This window comes from Ferrovibrio sp. GW821-FHT12E11 (assembly GCF_058806975.1).
Genome location: NZ_JBXAQG010000001.1, coordinates 3,533,791 through 3,548,812, shown reverse-complemented (window position 1 = coordinate 3,548,812; position 15,022 = coordinate 3,533,791). Strand labels below are relative to the sequence as shown.

General features: G+C 65.0%; 13 protein-coding genes. 1 reads left to right on the top strand and 12 read right to left on the bottom strand.

All coding sequences use genetic code 11. The features are described 5' to 3' along the window. Positions 1-5: 5 nt before the first annotated feature. On the bottom strand, positions 6-833 hold the full coding sequence (locus AC1ROT_RS17610; RefSeq protein WP_492972205.1) for an outer membrane protein assembly factor BamD: 828 nt from the start codon (positions 831-833) through the stop codon (positions 6-8). Positions 834-1,289: 456 nt separating this feature from the next. Here AC1ROT_RS17610 and AC1ROT_RS17605 point away from each other — a divergent pair, with 456 nt between their 5' ends. Further along, a complete protein-coding gene (locus tag AC1ROT_RS17605; RefSeq protein WP_492971253.1) occupies positions 1,290-1,685 on the top strand; it encodes a helix-turn-helix domain-containing protein in 396 nt (131 codons plus the stop codon). 77 nt (positions 1,686-1,762) lie between these two features. On the opposite strand, the gene lpxC is transcribed toward AC1ROT_RS17605, so the two are convergent. The 11 genes from lpxC to mraY form a co-directional block, all read right to left on the bottom strand. Beyond that, the gene (gene lpxC, locus AC1ROT_RS17600) at positions 1,763-2,725 is read right to left on the bottom strand and encodes a UDP-3-O-acyl-N-acetylglucosamine deacetylase (RefSeq protein ID WP_492971254.1); all 963 of its coding nucleotides are present in this window, start codon (positions 2,723-2,725) and stop codon (positions 1,763-1,765) included. Between the two features lie 165 nt (positions 2,726-2,890). After that, a complete protein-coding gene (ftsZ, locus tag AC1ROT_RS17595) occupies positions 2,891-4,681 on the bottom strand; it encodes a cell division protein FtsZ (RefSeq protein ID WP_493000547.1) in 1,791 nt (596 codons plus the stop codon). Between the two features lie 121 nt (positions 4,682-4,802). Then, a complete protein-coding gene (ftsA, locus tag AC1ROT_RS17590; RefSeq protein WP_492971256.1) occupies positions 4,803-6,044 on the bottom strand; it encodes a cell division protein FtsA in 1,242 nt (413 codons plus the stop codon). A 33-nt stretch (positions 6,045-6,077) separates the two neighbouring features. Further along, entirely contained in the window at positions 6,078-6,878 is an 801-nt protein-coding gene (locus tag AC1ROT_RS17585; protein WP_493000545.1) for a cell division protein FtsQ/DivIB, read from the bottom strand. 110 nt (positions 6,879-6,988) lie between these two features. Beyond that, positions 6,989-7,903, bottom strand: coding sequence for a D-alanine--D-alanine ligase (locus AC1ROT_RS17580; RefSeq protein WP_493000543.1), 915 nt, complete (start codon positions 7,901-7,903; stop codon positions 6,989-6,991). Further along, positions 7,900-8,826, bottom strand: a complete 927-nt coding sequence (gene murB, locus AC1ROT_RS17575; RefSeq protein ID WP_493001168.1) for a UDP-N-acetylmuramate dehydrogenase — start codon at positions 8,824-8,826, stop codon at positions 7,900-7,902. The genes AC1ROT_RS17580 and murB overlap by 4 nt, the downstream gene beginning before the upstream one ends. Continuing rightward, on the bottom strand, positions 8,826-10,262 hold the full coding sequence (gene murC, locus AC1ROT_RS17570; RefSeq protein ID WP_493000541.1) for a UDP-N-acetylmuramate--L-alanine ligase: 1,437 nt from the start codon (positions 10,260-10,262) through the stop codon (positions 8,826-8,828). The genes murB and murC overlap by 1 nt, the downstream gene beginning before the upstream one ends. Further along, a complete protein-coding gene (gene murG, locus AC1ROT_RS17565) occupies positions 10,259-11,416 on the bottom strand; it encodes an undecaprenyldiphospho-muramoylpentapeptide beta-N-acetylglucosaminyltransferase (protein ID WP_493000540.1) in 1,158 nt (385 codons plus the stop codon). The genes murC and murG overlap by 4 nt, the downstream gene beginning before the upstream one ends. Next, on the bottom strand, positions 11,413-12,537 hold the full coding sequence (gene ftsW / locus AC1ROT_RS17560) for a putative lipid II flippase FtsW (RefSeq protein WP_493000538.1): 1,125 nt from the start codon (positions 12,535-12,537) through the stop codon (positions 11,413-11,415). Before ftsW ends, murG begins: the two co-directional genes overlap by 4 nt. Continuing rightward, on the bottom strand, positions 12,534-13,922 hold the full coding sequence (gene murD, locus AC1ROT_RS17555; RefSeq protein ID WP_493000537.1) for a UDP-N-acetylmuramoyl-L-alanine--D-glutamate ligase: 1,389 nt from the start codon (positions 13,920-13,922) through the stop codon (positions 12,534-12,536). Before murD ends, ftsW begins: the two co-directional genes overlap by 4 nt. Positions 13,923-13,929: 7 nt before the next feature. Further along, the gene (gene mraY / locus AC1ROT_RS17550; RefSeq protein WP_493000535.1) at positions 13,930-15,015 is read right to left on the bottom strand and encodes a phospho-N-acetylmuramoyl-pentapeptide-transferase; all 1,086 of its coding nucleotides are present in this window, start codon (positions 15,013-15,015) and stop codon (positions 13,930-13,932) included. Between the last annotated feature and the right edge of the window lie 7 nt (positions 15,016-15,022).

The window sequence follows — 15,022 nt, the reverse complement described above, 5'->3', positions numbered from 1 at the left end:
TTAAGTCAGAAAATATTCCACCAGGACTTCTTGTCCGCGGTCTTGGTGGTGCCCGGGACAGCCTCGCCGGTCACCAGCGTATAGGTGTCGACATACCATTCGCTGCCCGGATAGTTGTAGCCGAGCACGGCGGCGACATTCTGCGCTTCCTCGACGATGCCGAGCGACATATAGGCCTCGGCCAGGCGATGCAGCGCTTCCGGCACATGGCTGGTGGTCTGGAATTTCTCGATCACCACCTTGAAGCGGTTGATCGCGGCAATCTGCTGCTTCTGCCGCAGGTAATAGCGGCCGATGGTCATTTCCTTGCCGGCGAGATGGTCGCGGGTCAGATCGATCTTCAGGCGCGCGTCACGGGCGTATTCGCTGGTCGGATAGCGGCGCACCACTTCCTCAAGCGAGGACAAGGCCTGCTGGGTGATCTTCTGGTCACGGCCCACATCGGTGATCTGCTCGTAATAGCTGATGGCCACCAGATAATAGGCGTAGGGCGTCTCGCGGCTGCCCGGATGCAGCTGGATGAACCGCTCGGCCGACGAGATCGCTTCGGAATAGTTGTTCTGCTGATAGTAGGCATAGGCCGCCATCAGCTGAGCCTTGTTGGCCCAGACCGAATAGGGATGCTGACGCTCGACCTCGTCAAAACCCTTGGCCGCCGCTTCCCATTCCTGGTTGGCGGTCGCATCCATGGCGATGTTGTAGAGGTCCTCCACCGGCCGCTCGACATAGGGCTTTTCCTTGGCGCCACAGGCGGCAAGGCCCAGCAATAGCAGGGCGGCAGCGGCGTGGCGCGCGACGGCAAACAGCCGCGACGAATCCGGGCGTGGATACATAGGCATGGCGGGATTCTGTCGCATGGCCCCCGGCCAAAATCAAGAACGCCGCCAGCCCCGGCATAGCCCTGATTCGGCCCCCATACCCCGGATGGGGGCCCGGCTGTCGCCGCAACTGACCGGGAGGCCTACGCCTTTCGTACAGCCCTTGCGAGTGGAAATGCCTATGTATTCATTATTGCTGCGCTTTTTCCGATTACACACAACCTATACTTCTGAACGATTTCCACCCGGGCCAAATTCGCCTATTACATGTATCGTTACTCGGTTTCGGACGGTTTCCGCTTGGGTTCAATCCCGCGTCACGAGTAAGTGGCGGTTTTGAGCGGTCAGAATGGTCCTCCGATGGCTGATCCGCAGGCTGACTGGCTGATGCCGGAATTGCCTGCGCTGACCCGCCCGGGTTGAACAGTGAGATGGCCGGGATGATCCGGCCGCGCCATGAGGTGACATCAGATGGGTAAAATCGCAACGCGCGTCGACGAGTATGTGGGTGAACGCATCCGGGCTCGCCGTACCGAACTCGGGCTGACCCAGGAAGAACTGGCAAACTCGCTGAAGATTTCCTACCAGCAGGTCCAGAAATACGAGACGGGCGCCAATCGCGTCAGCGCCGGCCGCCTGTTCGAGGTGGCCCAGCGCCTGCAGGTCGACATGTCCTTCTTCTTCGATGGCCTGGAAGCCCGCCTGGAAAGCAAGCCGATGGAACATGGCGGCAAGAACCGCTCCACCATCGAGCTGGTCCGCAATTTCAGCGATATCGAAGACACCACCATCCGCTCCGCGGTGGCCGGCCTGATCAAGAGCATCGCCAGCCGTTACAAGGATGAGGAAGTCGGCACCGCCGACTGATCCCGCCCGGATCCGGAATTAAAAAAGCCCCGCAGTGAAAGCTGCGGGGCTTTTTCTTTGTCTGAAGCGCAGGCGGCTTAGAGCGCAGCCTCGGCGGCGATGGCCGGACGCTGGCGCGCGCCGCCCATCTCGGCAGCCGGCATGAGACGGGCGGTCTCACGGGCCTTGGTATGGGTGGTCCAGGCATAGGCGCTCTGGTCGGCGAACAGCGTCTTGAGCAGCTTGTTGTTCAGGGCATGGCCCGAACGGCGGCCTTCGTAGCGGCCGATGATCGGCGCAGCGGCCAGATACAGGTCGCCCAGGGCGTCGAGAATCTTGTGGCGGACGAACTCGTCGTCGTAGCGCAGGCCGTCGTCGTTGAGGATGCGGTCATGGCCGAGCACCACGGCATTCTCCAGCGAACCACCACGGGCCAGGCCCATGGCGCGCAGCTGTTCCACTTCCTGCACGAAGCCGAAGGTGCGGGCGCGCGCGATATCGGCCTTGAAGCGGCCCGGTTCCAGCTGGAACTCGGCGCTCTGGCGGCCGATCATCTTGTTGGCGAACTCGATCTCGAAATCGATGCTGAAGCCTTCGGCCGGCACCAGCGAGGCGCTGGCGGCGCCATCGCGCACTTCCACGGCCTTGAGAACCTTGAGATAGCGGCGCGGGGCGACCTGCTCGATCACATCGGCGCATTCGATCAGGAAGACGAAGGGCGCACTTGAGCCGTCCATCACCGGCACTTCCGGACCATCGATGTCGATCAGGACATTGTCGACGCCCAGGCCGGCCAGCGCGGCCATCAGATGCTCGACCGTACCGATCGAGACGCCTTCACCGGCAGCAACCGTGGTGCACATGCGCAGATCGGTGACCTGGTCGAAGCGGGCGCTCACCAGCGGACGGCCCGGCAGATCGACTCGGCGGAACACCACACCCGTGTCGGGCGCAGCCGGATTCAGCACCATATGGACCTTGGCACCGCTGTGCAGGCCGATGCCCGAGCACTTGATGCGGTTCTTCAGCGTCTTCTGGGCAATCTTACCGGTGTTCAGCACACGGGAACTCCTTGAACCAGATCGCGAATCGGACAGATGCGCGCACAAACGAAACCGGGGATGGTTGTAACAACCACCCCCGGGAACAACAAATCACTCTATGTAACCAGATGTAACGCTGCCGGACCTAGTCAAACCATTGATCCGGCAGTGTTTTTCGGCCGCCTAATTGGCCTGTCGGCGCAGGAAGGCGGGGATGTCCAGCAGGTCGTCCTGCTGGCGAGTCGGGGCCGGCCGTTCCGTGGTCGTCAGACCCAGATCGGCCTGCCGCGGCGCCGGCTGAACCGGGGCCTGCGCGACGGCATCCTGCTGCGGCTGCGGCTGCGGCATCGGCGCCACGGGCGCAGCCGGACGGCTGAACTGCGGCTCGGCCTGACGCATGACCGTCTGCGGTTCGGCCTCGGCGCGGCGCGCCGCACCGGTGATGCGATCGAACAGGCTGGCCTTCTTCTTCGGCTCGGCCGGCTTGTTGACCATGTCGGCTTCGGCGAAGGGATCGGGCTGGCGCAGCATCTCCGGCGCACGCGCCGGCATCTGCTGGGCAGCCGGTGGCACGAAGGCCTGGGCTGCCTGGGTTTCTGCCAACTGCGCCGCGAAGGGACGCGCCTGCTGCAACTCCATCGCCGGCGCAGCGGCGACGGCGACAGAGGCATCGGCCAGCGGATGAGCCAGCGGTGCAATCGCCGCGTCCGGCAGCGGCGCCGGCGGCGGCAGTTCGAAGTTCACTTCCGGCCGCACGGCGGGCGCAAGCTCAGGCTCCGGCATCGCCAGGGCGGTGGCACCGGCCGTCATCGGCTGGGGCGCCGCCATGACCGGGGCCTGCATGACGGCAGCCTGCTGGGCCACGACCGGCTGGGTCTGCGGCATTGCAGGCTGCGGCATCACAGGCTGGGCCGGGCGCGGCATGCCGCCGAAGGCGATCGGCTTGGCCTGCGGCGGCGTCACCAGACGCAGGCTCGGCGAGGTCTGCGGCTGACCGGCCTGCTGGGCCACGACATCGATGCCGGTGGCGACCACGGAAACCCGCATGCGGCCTTCCATATGAGCGTCCAGCGTCGAACCGACGATGATATTGGCTTCCGGATCCACTTCCTCGCGGATGCGGTTGGCGGCTTCGTCAACTTCGAAGAGCGTCAGGTCCGGACCGCCGGTGATATTGATGAGCACGCCGCGGGCGCCCTTCATCGAGATATCGTCCAGCAGCGGGTTGGCGATGGCGCGCTCGGCGGCCTCGATGGCGCGATGCTCGCCCTCGGCCTCGCCGGTGCCCATCATGGCCTTGCCCATCTCGCTCATCACCGAACGGACGTCGGCGAAGTCGAGGTTGATCAGGCCGGGCATCACCATCAGGTCGGTGATGCCACGCACGCCCGACTGCAGGACGTTGTCGGCCATCTTGAAGGCGTCGGCGAAGGTGGTCTTCTCGTTCGCCACCCGGAACAGGTTCTGGTTCGGGATGATGATGAGCGTGTCGACATACTGCTGCAGCTCGCGGATACCGGCCTCGGCCAGCTTCATGCGCTGGCTGCCTTCAAACGAGAACGGCTTGGTGACCACGCCCACGGTCAGGATGCCCATTTCCTTGGCAGCCCGGGCGATGACCGGGGCGGCGCCGGTGCCGGTGCCGCCGCCCATGCCCGCGGCCACGAAGGCCATGTGGCTGCCCTGCATATGCTCGAGGATCTGTTCGATCGATTCTTCCGCCGAGCCGCGGCCGACCTCCGGCCGGGCGCCGCAGCCCAGACCCTGGGTCAGGGCGGTGCCCAGCTGGATGCGCCGATCGGTGAGCGACATGTTCAGCGACTGGGCGTCGGTATTGGCAGCCACGAACTCGACGCCCTCAAGCTGGGCGGCGATCATGTTGTTCACTGCATTGCCGCCGGCACCGCCGACGCCAAAGACGACGATGCGGGGCTTCAGCTCTCGCGTAGTCGGCATGGTCAGATTAATACCCATGTTCTCCTCCAAGGGTTCAACTGTTGCAATTACCAATGTCACCGCGCGATGCAAGTGACATCGTAAAAACCGCGTGGATGCTGAGTATTTTGATCATCATCTTGGCCACGCGATTCACGGCTCAGAAATTTGTACGCAACCAGCGGCCGATTCGTGACATCGCGCCGTTGGGTGCAGGTTCAGGTTCGGGCAGGCGAATGACTCGTTCAGCCGTCTGCTGCTGTGCGTACGAAAGGAGTCCGGCGCAGGCCGAGAAGGCCGGGCCGCCGGTCGCTTCAGCCAGGCCGCCGACCCGGATTGGGCGGCCCAGACGCACCTGTTTGTCGAGCGTGCGGGCGGCGAGCTCGCGCACGCCCTGCAACTGGCTGGCCCCGCCGGTGAGCACCACACGGCGGCCGGCCAGCTTCTCGAATCCGGACTGCACGAGTCGCTCGCGCACCTGTTCCAGAGTCTCTTCGAGTCGGGGTTTGATGATGCCGGTCAGAATCGAGCGCGGCACCTGGTTATGGGCATGGTCGTCGGTCTCGCCCACCTGGGGGACATCGATGGTCTCAGTGTCATCCGACGGGCTCGGCAGGACCGTGCCATAGAGGGTCTTGAGGCGTTCGGCATGGGCCAGCGGGGTCGACAGGCCGCGGGCGATATCGTTGGTCACGTGATGGCCGCCCAGCGGCACGACATCCACATGCACCAGCTGGCCGTCGTAGAAGACCGCCAGGCTGGTGGTGCCACCGCCCATGTCGAGCAGGGTGACGCCGAGGTCCATCTCGTCCTCGACCAGGCAGGCCAGGCCGGCCGCAAAGGGCGAGACGATCCGCCCGGCGATGCGCAGATGGCCGCGGGCGACGCAGGTGGACAGGTTGCGCAACGGGCCGGAGCCGGCCGTGATCACATGCATGTTCACGCCGAGCCGTTCGCAGGCCATGCCGCGCGGGTCCTTGATGCCGCGCGAACCGTCGATGGTGTAGCCGACCGGGATCGAATGGACGATCTCGCGGTCGCCGGCATGTTCGTGGCGGCGGCCCTGGTCCAGCACCAAGCCGACATCATGGTCGGTGACCTCATGGCCGTCGATGGCGACTTCGACGCCGACGCTGTGCGACTGCGGATTGCCGGCATTGACGCTTACAAAGACGTCGCGGATGGTTTCGCCGCACATGCGCTCGGCGGTCTCCACCGCGGCGCGGATCGACTGTTCGGCGCCGTCCATATCGATCACATTGCCGTTGCGCAGGCCGCGCGACAGCTGATGCCCGATCCCGATGACCCGCAATGCGCCACCATCGGACCGGGCGATGAAGCAGCAGACCTTGGACGAGCCAATGTCAAGAGCAGCAATCAATCCATTGCGCGATACAGCCATGGTCCTACTTCCCCTCGCATCCAATGCGGTTGGTCATGTGCGCTTTCCGGTCTTCTTCTGAGTCGTCACCGGTACCGGCGCATCGGCTTCCGGGTTCATCTGTACGATCAGACGATCATCGAGACGCAGATCGACCACCTTGATGTCGCGGCGCAACAGCCCATGGCTGCGCTCCAGATCGATCAGTCGTGCCCATGCAGCGGCAGGGTTGTCTTCCGGCAGCCGCGCGACAACACCGTTGTCGAATTCGATATCCCAGCGGCGATTGCGTACGCGGATGGCGTTCACCACGCGGCTGGCCAGCACCGGCTCGCTCTGCAGCATTTCCAGCAGGTCATGCGCCTTGTCGGAAGCGCCGGCCCCGACCAGCAGGAACAGGTGATGGAAATCGGGCCGGTCGCCCTCCTCCAGCACCTTGCCATCGGTGTCGATCAGGTAGACGCGGCCATCGATCTGCCAGCGGGCAAAGGCCTCGCGCTCGACGATCTCGATATGCAGCGTATCCGGCAGCTGGCGCCAGACGGTGGCCTGCTTCACCCAGCCGAGGTTCTCGACGCGGCGGCGCACGGCGTCCAGATCGAGGCTGAGGATCGGCTCGTCGCGCTCGACGCCAACCGCTTCGGCCAGCGCATCGATCGGCGTGTGCACGCGGCCCTGCAGATTGACCTCGCCCAGCCGCATGTCGACGGTGGCGCCGGCTTCTCCAATGATGTCCTGAGCAGCAAGACGCGCCTGTGCCGGCAGATCGGTCCTGAACCAGACATAACTGCCGCCACCGACCAGGCCAGTCAGCAGCAGAACCGCCAGAGTTTGTTTGATGCGACGCCACAGCACCGACTTAGGCCTGCGCCGTGCCGGCGGCAGCGGCCGGCAATAACCCTTCGGGCGCGCCGGCGGCAGCGTCGGCGCACAAGGGGCGCAGGGGCGATCTTCGGGGAGGACGACTAGCGATCGCATGAGGCGTCCTCCACCATCCAGCGCACCAGCTTGCCAAACGTGATCCCGGTATGGGCAGCGATTTCCGGCACCAGCGACAGCGGTGTCATGCCCGGCTGGGTGTTGATTTCCAGCAGGTAGAACTTGCCAGTGCCGCCATCGGTATCGTCGTAACGCCAGTCGGAGCGCGTCACGCCGCGGCAGCCCAGCGTCTGGTGCGCCTTCAGCGCCAGCGCGCAGATATAGTCGTAGGTGTCCTGGGGCAGCGGCGCCGGCATCAGATGCGTCGCCTTGCCATCGGTGTATTTCGCTTCGTAATCGTAGAAACGGCCATGGGCCTTGATCTCGATGGCGCCGAGCACGCGGTCGCCCATCACCGCGATCTGGATTTCGCGGCCGGGAATATACTGTTCGACCAGCACATGCTCGCCGAAATGCCAGGTGGCATCGTCCTGCGGCTGGTAGTTGTCGCCGTTGAAGACGATATGCACGCCGACCGACGAGCCCTCGTTCAGCGGCTTGATCACATAGGGGAACGGCATGACCGGTCCGGCCGTGAAGGCCGAGCGGTGCACCACCTTGCCATCGGCCATCGGCAGGCCGTGATTGCGCCAGACGTCTTTCGCCATCGGCTTGTTCATCGCCAGAGCCGAAGCCAGCACGCCGGAATGGGTATAGGGAATGGCCAGCAGTTCCAGCAGGCCCTGCACGGTGCCGTCCTCGCCGTAAGGGCCGTGCAGCGCGTTGAAGGCCACATCGGGCTTCAACGCCGCCAGCCTGGTGGCCACATCGCGGTCGACATCGACTTCGCTGACCTTGAAGCCCTCTTCATGCAGGGCTTTCGCGACAGCGCGACCAGACGTGAGCGACACTTCGCGCTCCGACGACCAGCCACCCATCAGGACCGCCACATGGTTTTTCATGCGCGGGACTCCTTGCCGATACGCTTGATTTCCCAGCGCAGCTCGATGCCGCTCTGCGCTTTCACTTTTTCCCGCACGGTCTCGCCCAGGGTTTCCAGATCGGCGGCCGTGGCATTGCCGCGGTTGATCAGGAAGTTGCAATGCTGCTCGGAGACCTGCGCATCGCCCACCACCAGGCCACGGCCGCCGGCGGCGTCGATCAGTTGCCAGGCCTTGTGTCCTTCCGGATTGGCAAAGGTGCTGCCGCCGGTGCGCGAACGGATCGGCTGGCTGCCTTCGCGGGCGGCCTGAATCTCGTCCATGCGGGCCTGGATTTCGGCCTTGTCGCCGGCACGGCCTTTCAGACGGGCGGCGGTGAATATCCAGTCGTCCGGCACATCGCAATGGCGATAACTGAACCCCATCTCGGCGGCCGAAAGGCGATGCAGGTTGCCGTGATCGTCGATGGCCTCGGCCCAGAGCAGCACATCCTTGAACTCTGTGCCGTAGGCGCCGGCATTCATGCGCAGGCCACCGCCGACCGTACCGGGGATACCCCGCAGGAATTCCAGGCCGGCGATACCATGCATCTGCGCCGTCTGCGCCACATTGACATCCAGCGCACCGGCACCGGCGGTGATCTCATCGCCTTCGGCTTCGATCTCGACGAAGCCGCGGCCGAGCCGTATCACCACGCCATCGATGCCGCCATCGCGCACCAGCGTGTTGGAACCGACGCCCAGCACGGTGACGGCCACATCCTGCGGCCGGTTCTTCAGGAAGCCGATCAGATCGTCGCGGTCGGCGGGACGGAACATCACTTCCGCCGGGCCGCCGACGCGGAACCAGGTGATATCGGCCAGCAACGCAGCCGCCGACAGCCGACCGCGCACGGCCGGCAGCCGGGCGATCAGGTCGTCGTGACGGATCTGCGCTGCAGCCATCATGCCGCCCCCTTGTCGTAGAGGGCCTGCAGCTCGCTGGGCAGCGCATTGGCCCAGCTGGTAATATTGCCCGCACCCAGGCAGACCACGAGGTCGCCGGCGGAAGCCTCCTGCTTCGCCAGTTCGGCCAGCTGCTCGGGCGACTGCAGCGCCAGCACGCGGCGATGGCCACGGTTGCGCAGGCCTTCGACCAGTGCGTCACGGCTGACGCCGTCGATCGGCGCCTCGCCGGCGGCATAGACATCGGCAACGATCACCGTATCAGCGTCGTTGAAGCAGCTGCAGAAATCCTCGAACAGGTCGCGCAGGCGGGTGTAGCGATGCGGCTGCACGACGGCGACCACCTTGGCCTCGGGGCGTTCGCCGATGGCCAGGCGCGCGGCGGAAAGGACCGCGGAAATTTCCACCGGATGATGGCCGTAATCGTCCACCACGGTGATGCCGCCGGCCTCGCCGGTGATGGTGAAGCGACGCTTGACACCGCCGAAGCTGCCCAGCGCCTTTTTCACCACCTCGCCATCGAAGCCCATCTCGCGGGCGATGGCCACCACGACCAGAGAATTCTGGACGTTATGACGGCCGAACATGGGGAGACGGATATCCGAAATGGTGCTGGGATCGCCGCCGCGGTTACGGTCGGTGATCTGCACATCAAAAATGGCACCGCGTGCATCGAAGCGCACATTCACCGCACGCACATCGGCCTGCGGCGAGAAACCGTAGGTCACCACGCGGCGGTCGGTGATGCGGCCGATCATCGCCTGCACTTCCGGATGGTCTATGCAGAGCGTGGCGAAGCCATAGAAGGGAATGCTCTCGACGAACTGTTTGAAGCCATCGCGCACCTTGTCGAAGGTGCCGTAGTGGTCGAGATGCTCGGGGTCGATATTGGTGACCACAGCAATCGTCGCCGGCAGCTTGAGGAAGGTGCCATCGCTCTCGTCGGCTTCCACCACCATCCACTCGCCGGCGCCCAGGCGGGCGTTGGTGCCATAGGCATTGATGATGCCGCCGTTGATGACGGTGGGATCCATGCCGGCGGCTTCCAGCAGGGCAGCGACCAGCGAGGTGGTGGTGGTCTTGCCATGGGTGCCGGCGATGGCGATGGCCCATTTGAGCCGCATCAGTTCGCCCAACATCTCGGCGCGACGCACCACCGGGATCAGGCGCGCGCGGGCCGCCTTCACTTCCGGATTGTCGGCCTTCACGGCGGATGAAATCACCAGCACTTCGGCGGCGGCGACATTCTCTTCGCGATGGCCTTCGAAGACGGTGATACCGAGATCGCGCAGGCGCTTGACGTTATAGTTCGCCGAGATATCCGAGCCCTGCACCTGGTAACCCAGATTGTGCATGACCTCGGCAATGCCCGACATGCCGATGCCGCCAATGCCGACGAAATGGATGATCCCGATATCGAGCGGCAACGCTCTCATGCCGCGGTCCTCTTCATGCTGTGATCTTTACTGGCGTCGGCGGCCTTGACGGCCTGCTGGCGCTGCTCGGTAACAGTGCGCTCGACCAGATCGGCCAGCGCCTGGGCGGCCAGCGGCCGGCCGACGCTGCGCGAGGCCGACGCCATTGCGACCAGCGTTGCCGGATCGCCAAACAGCTCGACAAAGGCGGCAGCGGCGCGCTCGGCGGTGAATTTGTCCTGCGCGATCACCATGGCACCGCCGGCCTGGGCCAACGCCTGGGCATTGGCGGTCTGGTGGTCGTCCATAGCATGGGCATACGGCACCAGCAGCGCCGGACGACCGACCACGGCGATCTCGGCGGTGCTGCCGGCGCCCGAGCGGCTGACCACCAGGTGCGCTGTGGCAAGGCGCTTGTCGATATCGGCGAAGAAAGCCGCGGTCTCGGCGGCGATGCCGGCAGCGTCATACGCTGCGCGCACGCCTGCCAGATCTTCCGGCCGGCATTGCTGCTGCAGCTTCAGGCGGCGGCGCAGATCGGCCGGCAGGCTGGCCAAGGCGGCCGGCACCACATCGGACAGCACGCGCGCGCCCTGGCTGCCGCCCATCACCAGGATGCGGATATTCTGCTCTGGCGCATGATAGGGAATATCGGCGGCTGCCAGGATGGCCGGCCGCACCGGATTGCCGGTGACAGTCGCGGCCGCATCTGCGGGCAGGAAATGCGTGGCCGGGAAGGACGTGGCGATGCGGGCGGCAAAGCGCGCCACCAGCCGGTTGACGCGGCCGAGCACGGCATTCTGCTCGTGGATCAGAATGGGAATTTTCTTCAGCTTGGCGGCGAGCAGCAGCGGCAGCGCCGGATAACCGCCGAAGCCGACCACGGCGACCGGCCGCGTCAGCGCCAACAGGCTGAAGGCGGCGATGACGCCGCGTGCGATCTCGACCACGCTGAGCAGCTTGCCGATCATGGAGCGACCGCTCGGCGTGCCGGCGGGAATGCGATAGAGCGGCAGTTCGGGCAGGGTCTTGCCAAAGCCGGTGCCGCGCGTATCCGTCACCAGGCCCACGCGATGGCCGCGGCGCAGCAATTCGGCGGCCAGCGCCTCGGCCGGGAAGACATGGCCGCCGGTACCGCCGGCCGCAAGCAGGATCGGATTTTCGGCAGCGCTCATCGCACCACCCCGTTATCCGGGCGCCAGCGCGTCAGCGCCAGCAGCATGCCCATCGCAAAAGCGAGCGCCAGCAATGACGAACCGCCATAAGAAATGAATGGCAGGGTCATGCCCTTGGTCGGCAGCAGATGCAGGTTCACGCCGATATTGATCACGGCTTGTAAGCCAAACTGCGTTGTGAGACCCGCAGCCGCCAGCAGCACGAACAGGTTATTCTCGGTCATCAGGCGCGAGAAGCAGCGCAGCACGATGAAGGCGAAGACGCCGACGATGAACAGGCAGGCCAGCAGGCCGAATTCCTCGCCGGCAACGGCGAAGATGAAATCAGTATGGGCGTCGGGCAGCACGCTCTTCACTGCCCCCTCACCCGGGCCGCGGCCCCAGATGCCGCCGCTGGAAAAGGCCTCCATGGCGCGTTCGATCTGGTAATTCTCCTTGCCGGCCGGATCGAGGAAGCGATCGATGCGGCTCGCCACATGCGGGAAGATCAGGTAGGCGCCGAAGATGCCGGCCAGACCCATGGCACCGAGGCCGAGCACCAGCACAATCGGAAGTCCGGCGATGAAGAACTGCGCCATCCATACGGCGCAGACCACCACGGCCATGCCGAGATCGGGCTGCAGCAGCAGCACGCCGACGACCATGCCGCAGAGCGCGGTCGAGATCGCCCAGCCGGGGAAGCCCGTGCCCTTGCGCCATTCGGCGAACAGCCAGGCCGCAACCACGGCGAAAGCCGGCTTGACGAATTCCGACGGCTGGATCGACAGGCCGCCGAAGGAAATCCAGCGATGTGCGCCCTTGACCTCGATACCCATGACAAAGGTCAGGCACATGCCGACCAGCGCGCCGAGGAAGACCACCATGGCGACACGACGGATGCCGACCGGATCGAGCAGCGACGTGCCGATCATGATCAGCATGGCCGGCACCAGGAAGACCAGCTGACGCTGCACGAAATGGAAGTTGGTCAGGCCGATGCGATTGGCCACCGCCGGCGAAGCCGCAAGCGTGAGCACCGTGCCGATGGCAATCAGCACGGCGATGGCGATCAGCAGCCAGCGGTCGACGGTCCACCACCAGCGGCCGAGAATGGAGGTATCGGTGCGCGAAAAGGTCATCATGCCGCGGCCCCCTGTTCGAAACCGCTGCGGGCCTGCACCAGGCGGATGAATTCGTCGCCGCGATGCTCGAAACTCTTGAACTGGTCATAGGATGCACAGGCCGGCGACAGCAGCACCACGGCATCCGTCGCCTTGTCGCGCTTCGCCGCAGCCAGCGCGTCGTCGAGCGCCTTGTCGAGCGTACCGCAGAGCGCATGCGGCACCGCAGATCCCAGCGTGGCGGCAAAGGCCGGCGCCGCCTCGCCGATCAGGCTGGCATGACGGATGCGCGGGAACAGCGGCTTCAGGCCGGTGATGCCGCCTTCCTTGGCCTTGCCGCCGGCGATCCAGTAGATCGCGGCAAAGGAAGACAGCGCCTTCTCGGTGGAATCCGCATTCGTAGCTTTAGAATCGTTGATGCAGGGAATGCCATCGATGCTGCCGACGCGCTGCAGTCGATGCTTCAGGCCGGGGAAGCTGGCGATACCGGCGCGGATGGCATCGGCATCGAGGCCGGCAGCGCGGGCCGCGGCATAGGCGCAGGCGATGTTCTGGCCGTTATGGGCACCGGGCAGGTTCACGAAGTCGAGGGCAAAGACCGGCTTGCCGTTATCGTAGAGATGCCCGTTCACGGCGCTGACGCCATCGTCCAGCACGCGCTGAATCGAGACCGGCACGATCCGGCGGTCGGACTGCTCGGCAATAAGGCTGGCGTGAATCGCGCGGCAATGCGCGTCATCGATGCCGATCACGGCGGTGTCGCCGGCTTTCTGACCCGCGAAGACGCGCGCCTTGATGGCCGCGTAACACTCCATGCTGCCATGACGGTCGAGATGGTCGGGCGTGATGTTGAGCAGGATGGCGATCTGCGCCTGCCAACCGGGCGTCAGGTCCATCTGGAAGGACGACATTTCCACCACATAGACGCCGTCCTGGGCCGTCTCGAAGCGCGGCAGATCCAGCACCGGCAGGCCGATATTGCCGCCCATCGCGATGCTGCGGCCAGCCGTCTTCAGCACATGTGCCAGCAAGGCCGTGGTGGTCGATTTGCCATTGGTGCCGGTGACGCCATAAACCACCGGATGCAGTTCGCGCAGCAGCAGCTCGATATCGCCGATGACGGCCAGACCGGCGCGCTGCGCTGCGGCGGCCACCTGGTTGGGCACCGGATGGGTCAGCGGCACGCCCGGCGCCAGCGCCAGACCGGCGCAGCCGACCAGCGCGCCTTCATGCAGCTGCATCGGCTGGAAACCGGCGGCGGCGGCGGCGGCCCGCGAGGCTTCGTTGTCGTCCCACAGGCGCACCTCCGCACCGCCGGCAATCAGCGCCCGCGCCGTGGCCAGCCCGCTGCGCGCGAGGCCGAACACTGCCCAGGTCTGCTTTGCCGTATGGGTGAGCGCGATCATATGTGGCTTACCGCAGCTTCAGGGTAGAGAGGCCGGCCAGCGCCAGGATCACCGCGACGATCCAGAACCGGATCACGATGGTCGGCTCTTTCCAGCCCTTCTTTTCGTAGTGGTGATGCAGCGGCGCCATGCGGAAGACGCGCTTGCCCGTCAATTTGAAAGATGCGACCTGCACCATCACCGACACGGTTTCCAGCACGAAGAGCCCGCCGATGATGGCCAGCACCAGTTCGTGCTTGACGATGACGCTGACCGTGCCGAGCGCACCGCCCAGGCTCAGCGAACCGGTATCGCCCATGAAGACCATGGCCGGCGGCGCGTTGAACCAGAGGAAGCCGATACCGGCGCCGACCAGGGCGCCACAGAAGACCGCCAGTTCACCGGCGCCGGCGACATTGTGGATCTGCAGGTAATTGGCGAAGACGGTATTGCCGACCAGGTAGCAGATCAGACCGAAGCTGGCAGCCGCGATCATCACCGGCACGATGGCCAGGCCATCCAGACCGTCGGTCAGGTTCACGGCATTCGATGCACCGATCATCACGAAGGCGGCGAAGGGAATCATGAACCAGCCCAAGTTCAGCAGCACATCCTTCAGGAACGGCACGGCCAGGCTGGTGTTGAGCGGCGCGGCGGCGATCTGGTTGATCCAGACGGCGGCGATGCCGGCAATAACGACCTGCAGGGCCAGTTTCAGCTTGCCCGGCACGCCCTTGGGGTTCTGCTTGGAGACCTTCAGGTAATCGTCATAGAAACCGATCAGGCCGAAGCCAAACGTGACCAGCAGTACGACCCAGACATAGCGGTTGGTGAGATCGGCCCAGAGCAGCGTGCCGACGCCGATGCCCAGCAGCATCAGGAAGCCACCCATGGTGGGCGTGCCGCGCTTCTCCAGATGGCCCTGCGGACCGTCCTCGCGGATCGGCTGGCCCTTGCCCTGCTTGGCGCGCAGCCAGTCGATCAGCGGCTGGCCGATCACGAAGGACAGCACCATGGCAGTGAGGATCGCGCCGCCGGTGCGGAAGGTGATGTACCGGAACAGGTTGAGGATGTTGAAGTCCTCGGCCAGCGGATACAGCAGGTGATACAGCATACGTACA

What these genes read in the sequence shown, in the direction of transcription:
- AC1ROT_RS17610 (WP_492972205.1), bottom strand. Translation starts at nt 833, where the DNA reads ATGTATCCACGCCCGGATTCGTCGCGGCTGTTTGCCGTCGCGCGCCAC.
- AC1ROT_RS17605 (WP_492971253.1), top strand. Translation starts at nt 1,290, where the DNA reads ATGGGTAAAATCGCAACGCGCGTCGACGAGTATGTGGGTGAACGCATC.
- ftsZ (WP_493000547.1), bottom strand. Translation starts at nt 4,681, where the DNA reads ATGGGTATTAATCTGACCATGCCGACTACGCGAGAGCTGAAGCCCCGC.
- ftsA (WP_492971256.1), bottom strand. Translation starts at nt 6,044, where the DNA reads ATGGCTGTATCGCGCAATGGATTGATTGCTGCTCTTGACATTGGCTCG.
- AC1ROT_RS17580 (WP_493000543.1), bottom strand. Translation starts at nt 7,903, where the DNA reads ATGAAAAACCATGTGGCGGTCCTGATGGGTGGCTGGTCGTCGGAGCGC.
- murB (WP_493001168.1), bottom strand. Translation starts at nt 8,826, where the DNA reads ATGGCTGCAGCGCAGATCCGTCACGACGACCTGATCGCCCGGCTGCCG.
- murC (WP_493000541.1), bottom strand. Translation starts at nt 10,262, where the DNA reads ATGAGAGCGTTGCCGCTCGATATCGGGATCATCCATTTCGTCGGCATT.
- murG (WP_493000540.1), bottom strand. Translation starts at nt 11,416, where the DNA reads ATGAGCGCTGCCGAAAATCCGATCCTGCTTGCGGCCGGCGGTACCGGC.
- ftsW (WP_493000538.1), bottom strand. Translation starts at nt 12,537, where the DNA reads ATGATGACCTTTTCGCGCACCGATACCTCCATTCTCGGCCGCTGGTGG.
- murD (WP_493000537.1), bottom strand. Translation starts at nt 13,922, where the DNA reads ATGATCGCGCTCACCCATACGGCAAAGCAGACCTGGGCAGTGTTCGGC.
- mraY (WP_493000535.1), bottom strand. Translation starts at nt 15,015, where the DNA reads ATGCTGTATCACCTGCTGTATCCGCTGGCCGAGGACTTCAACATCCTC.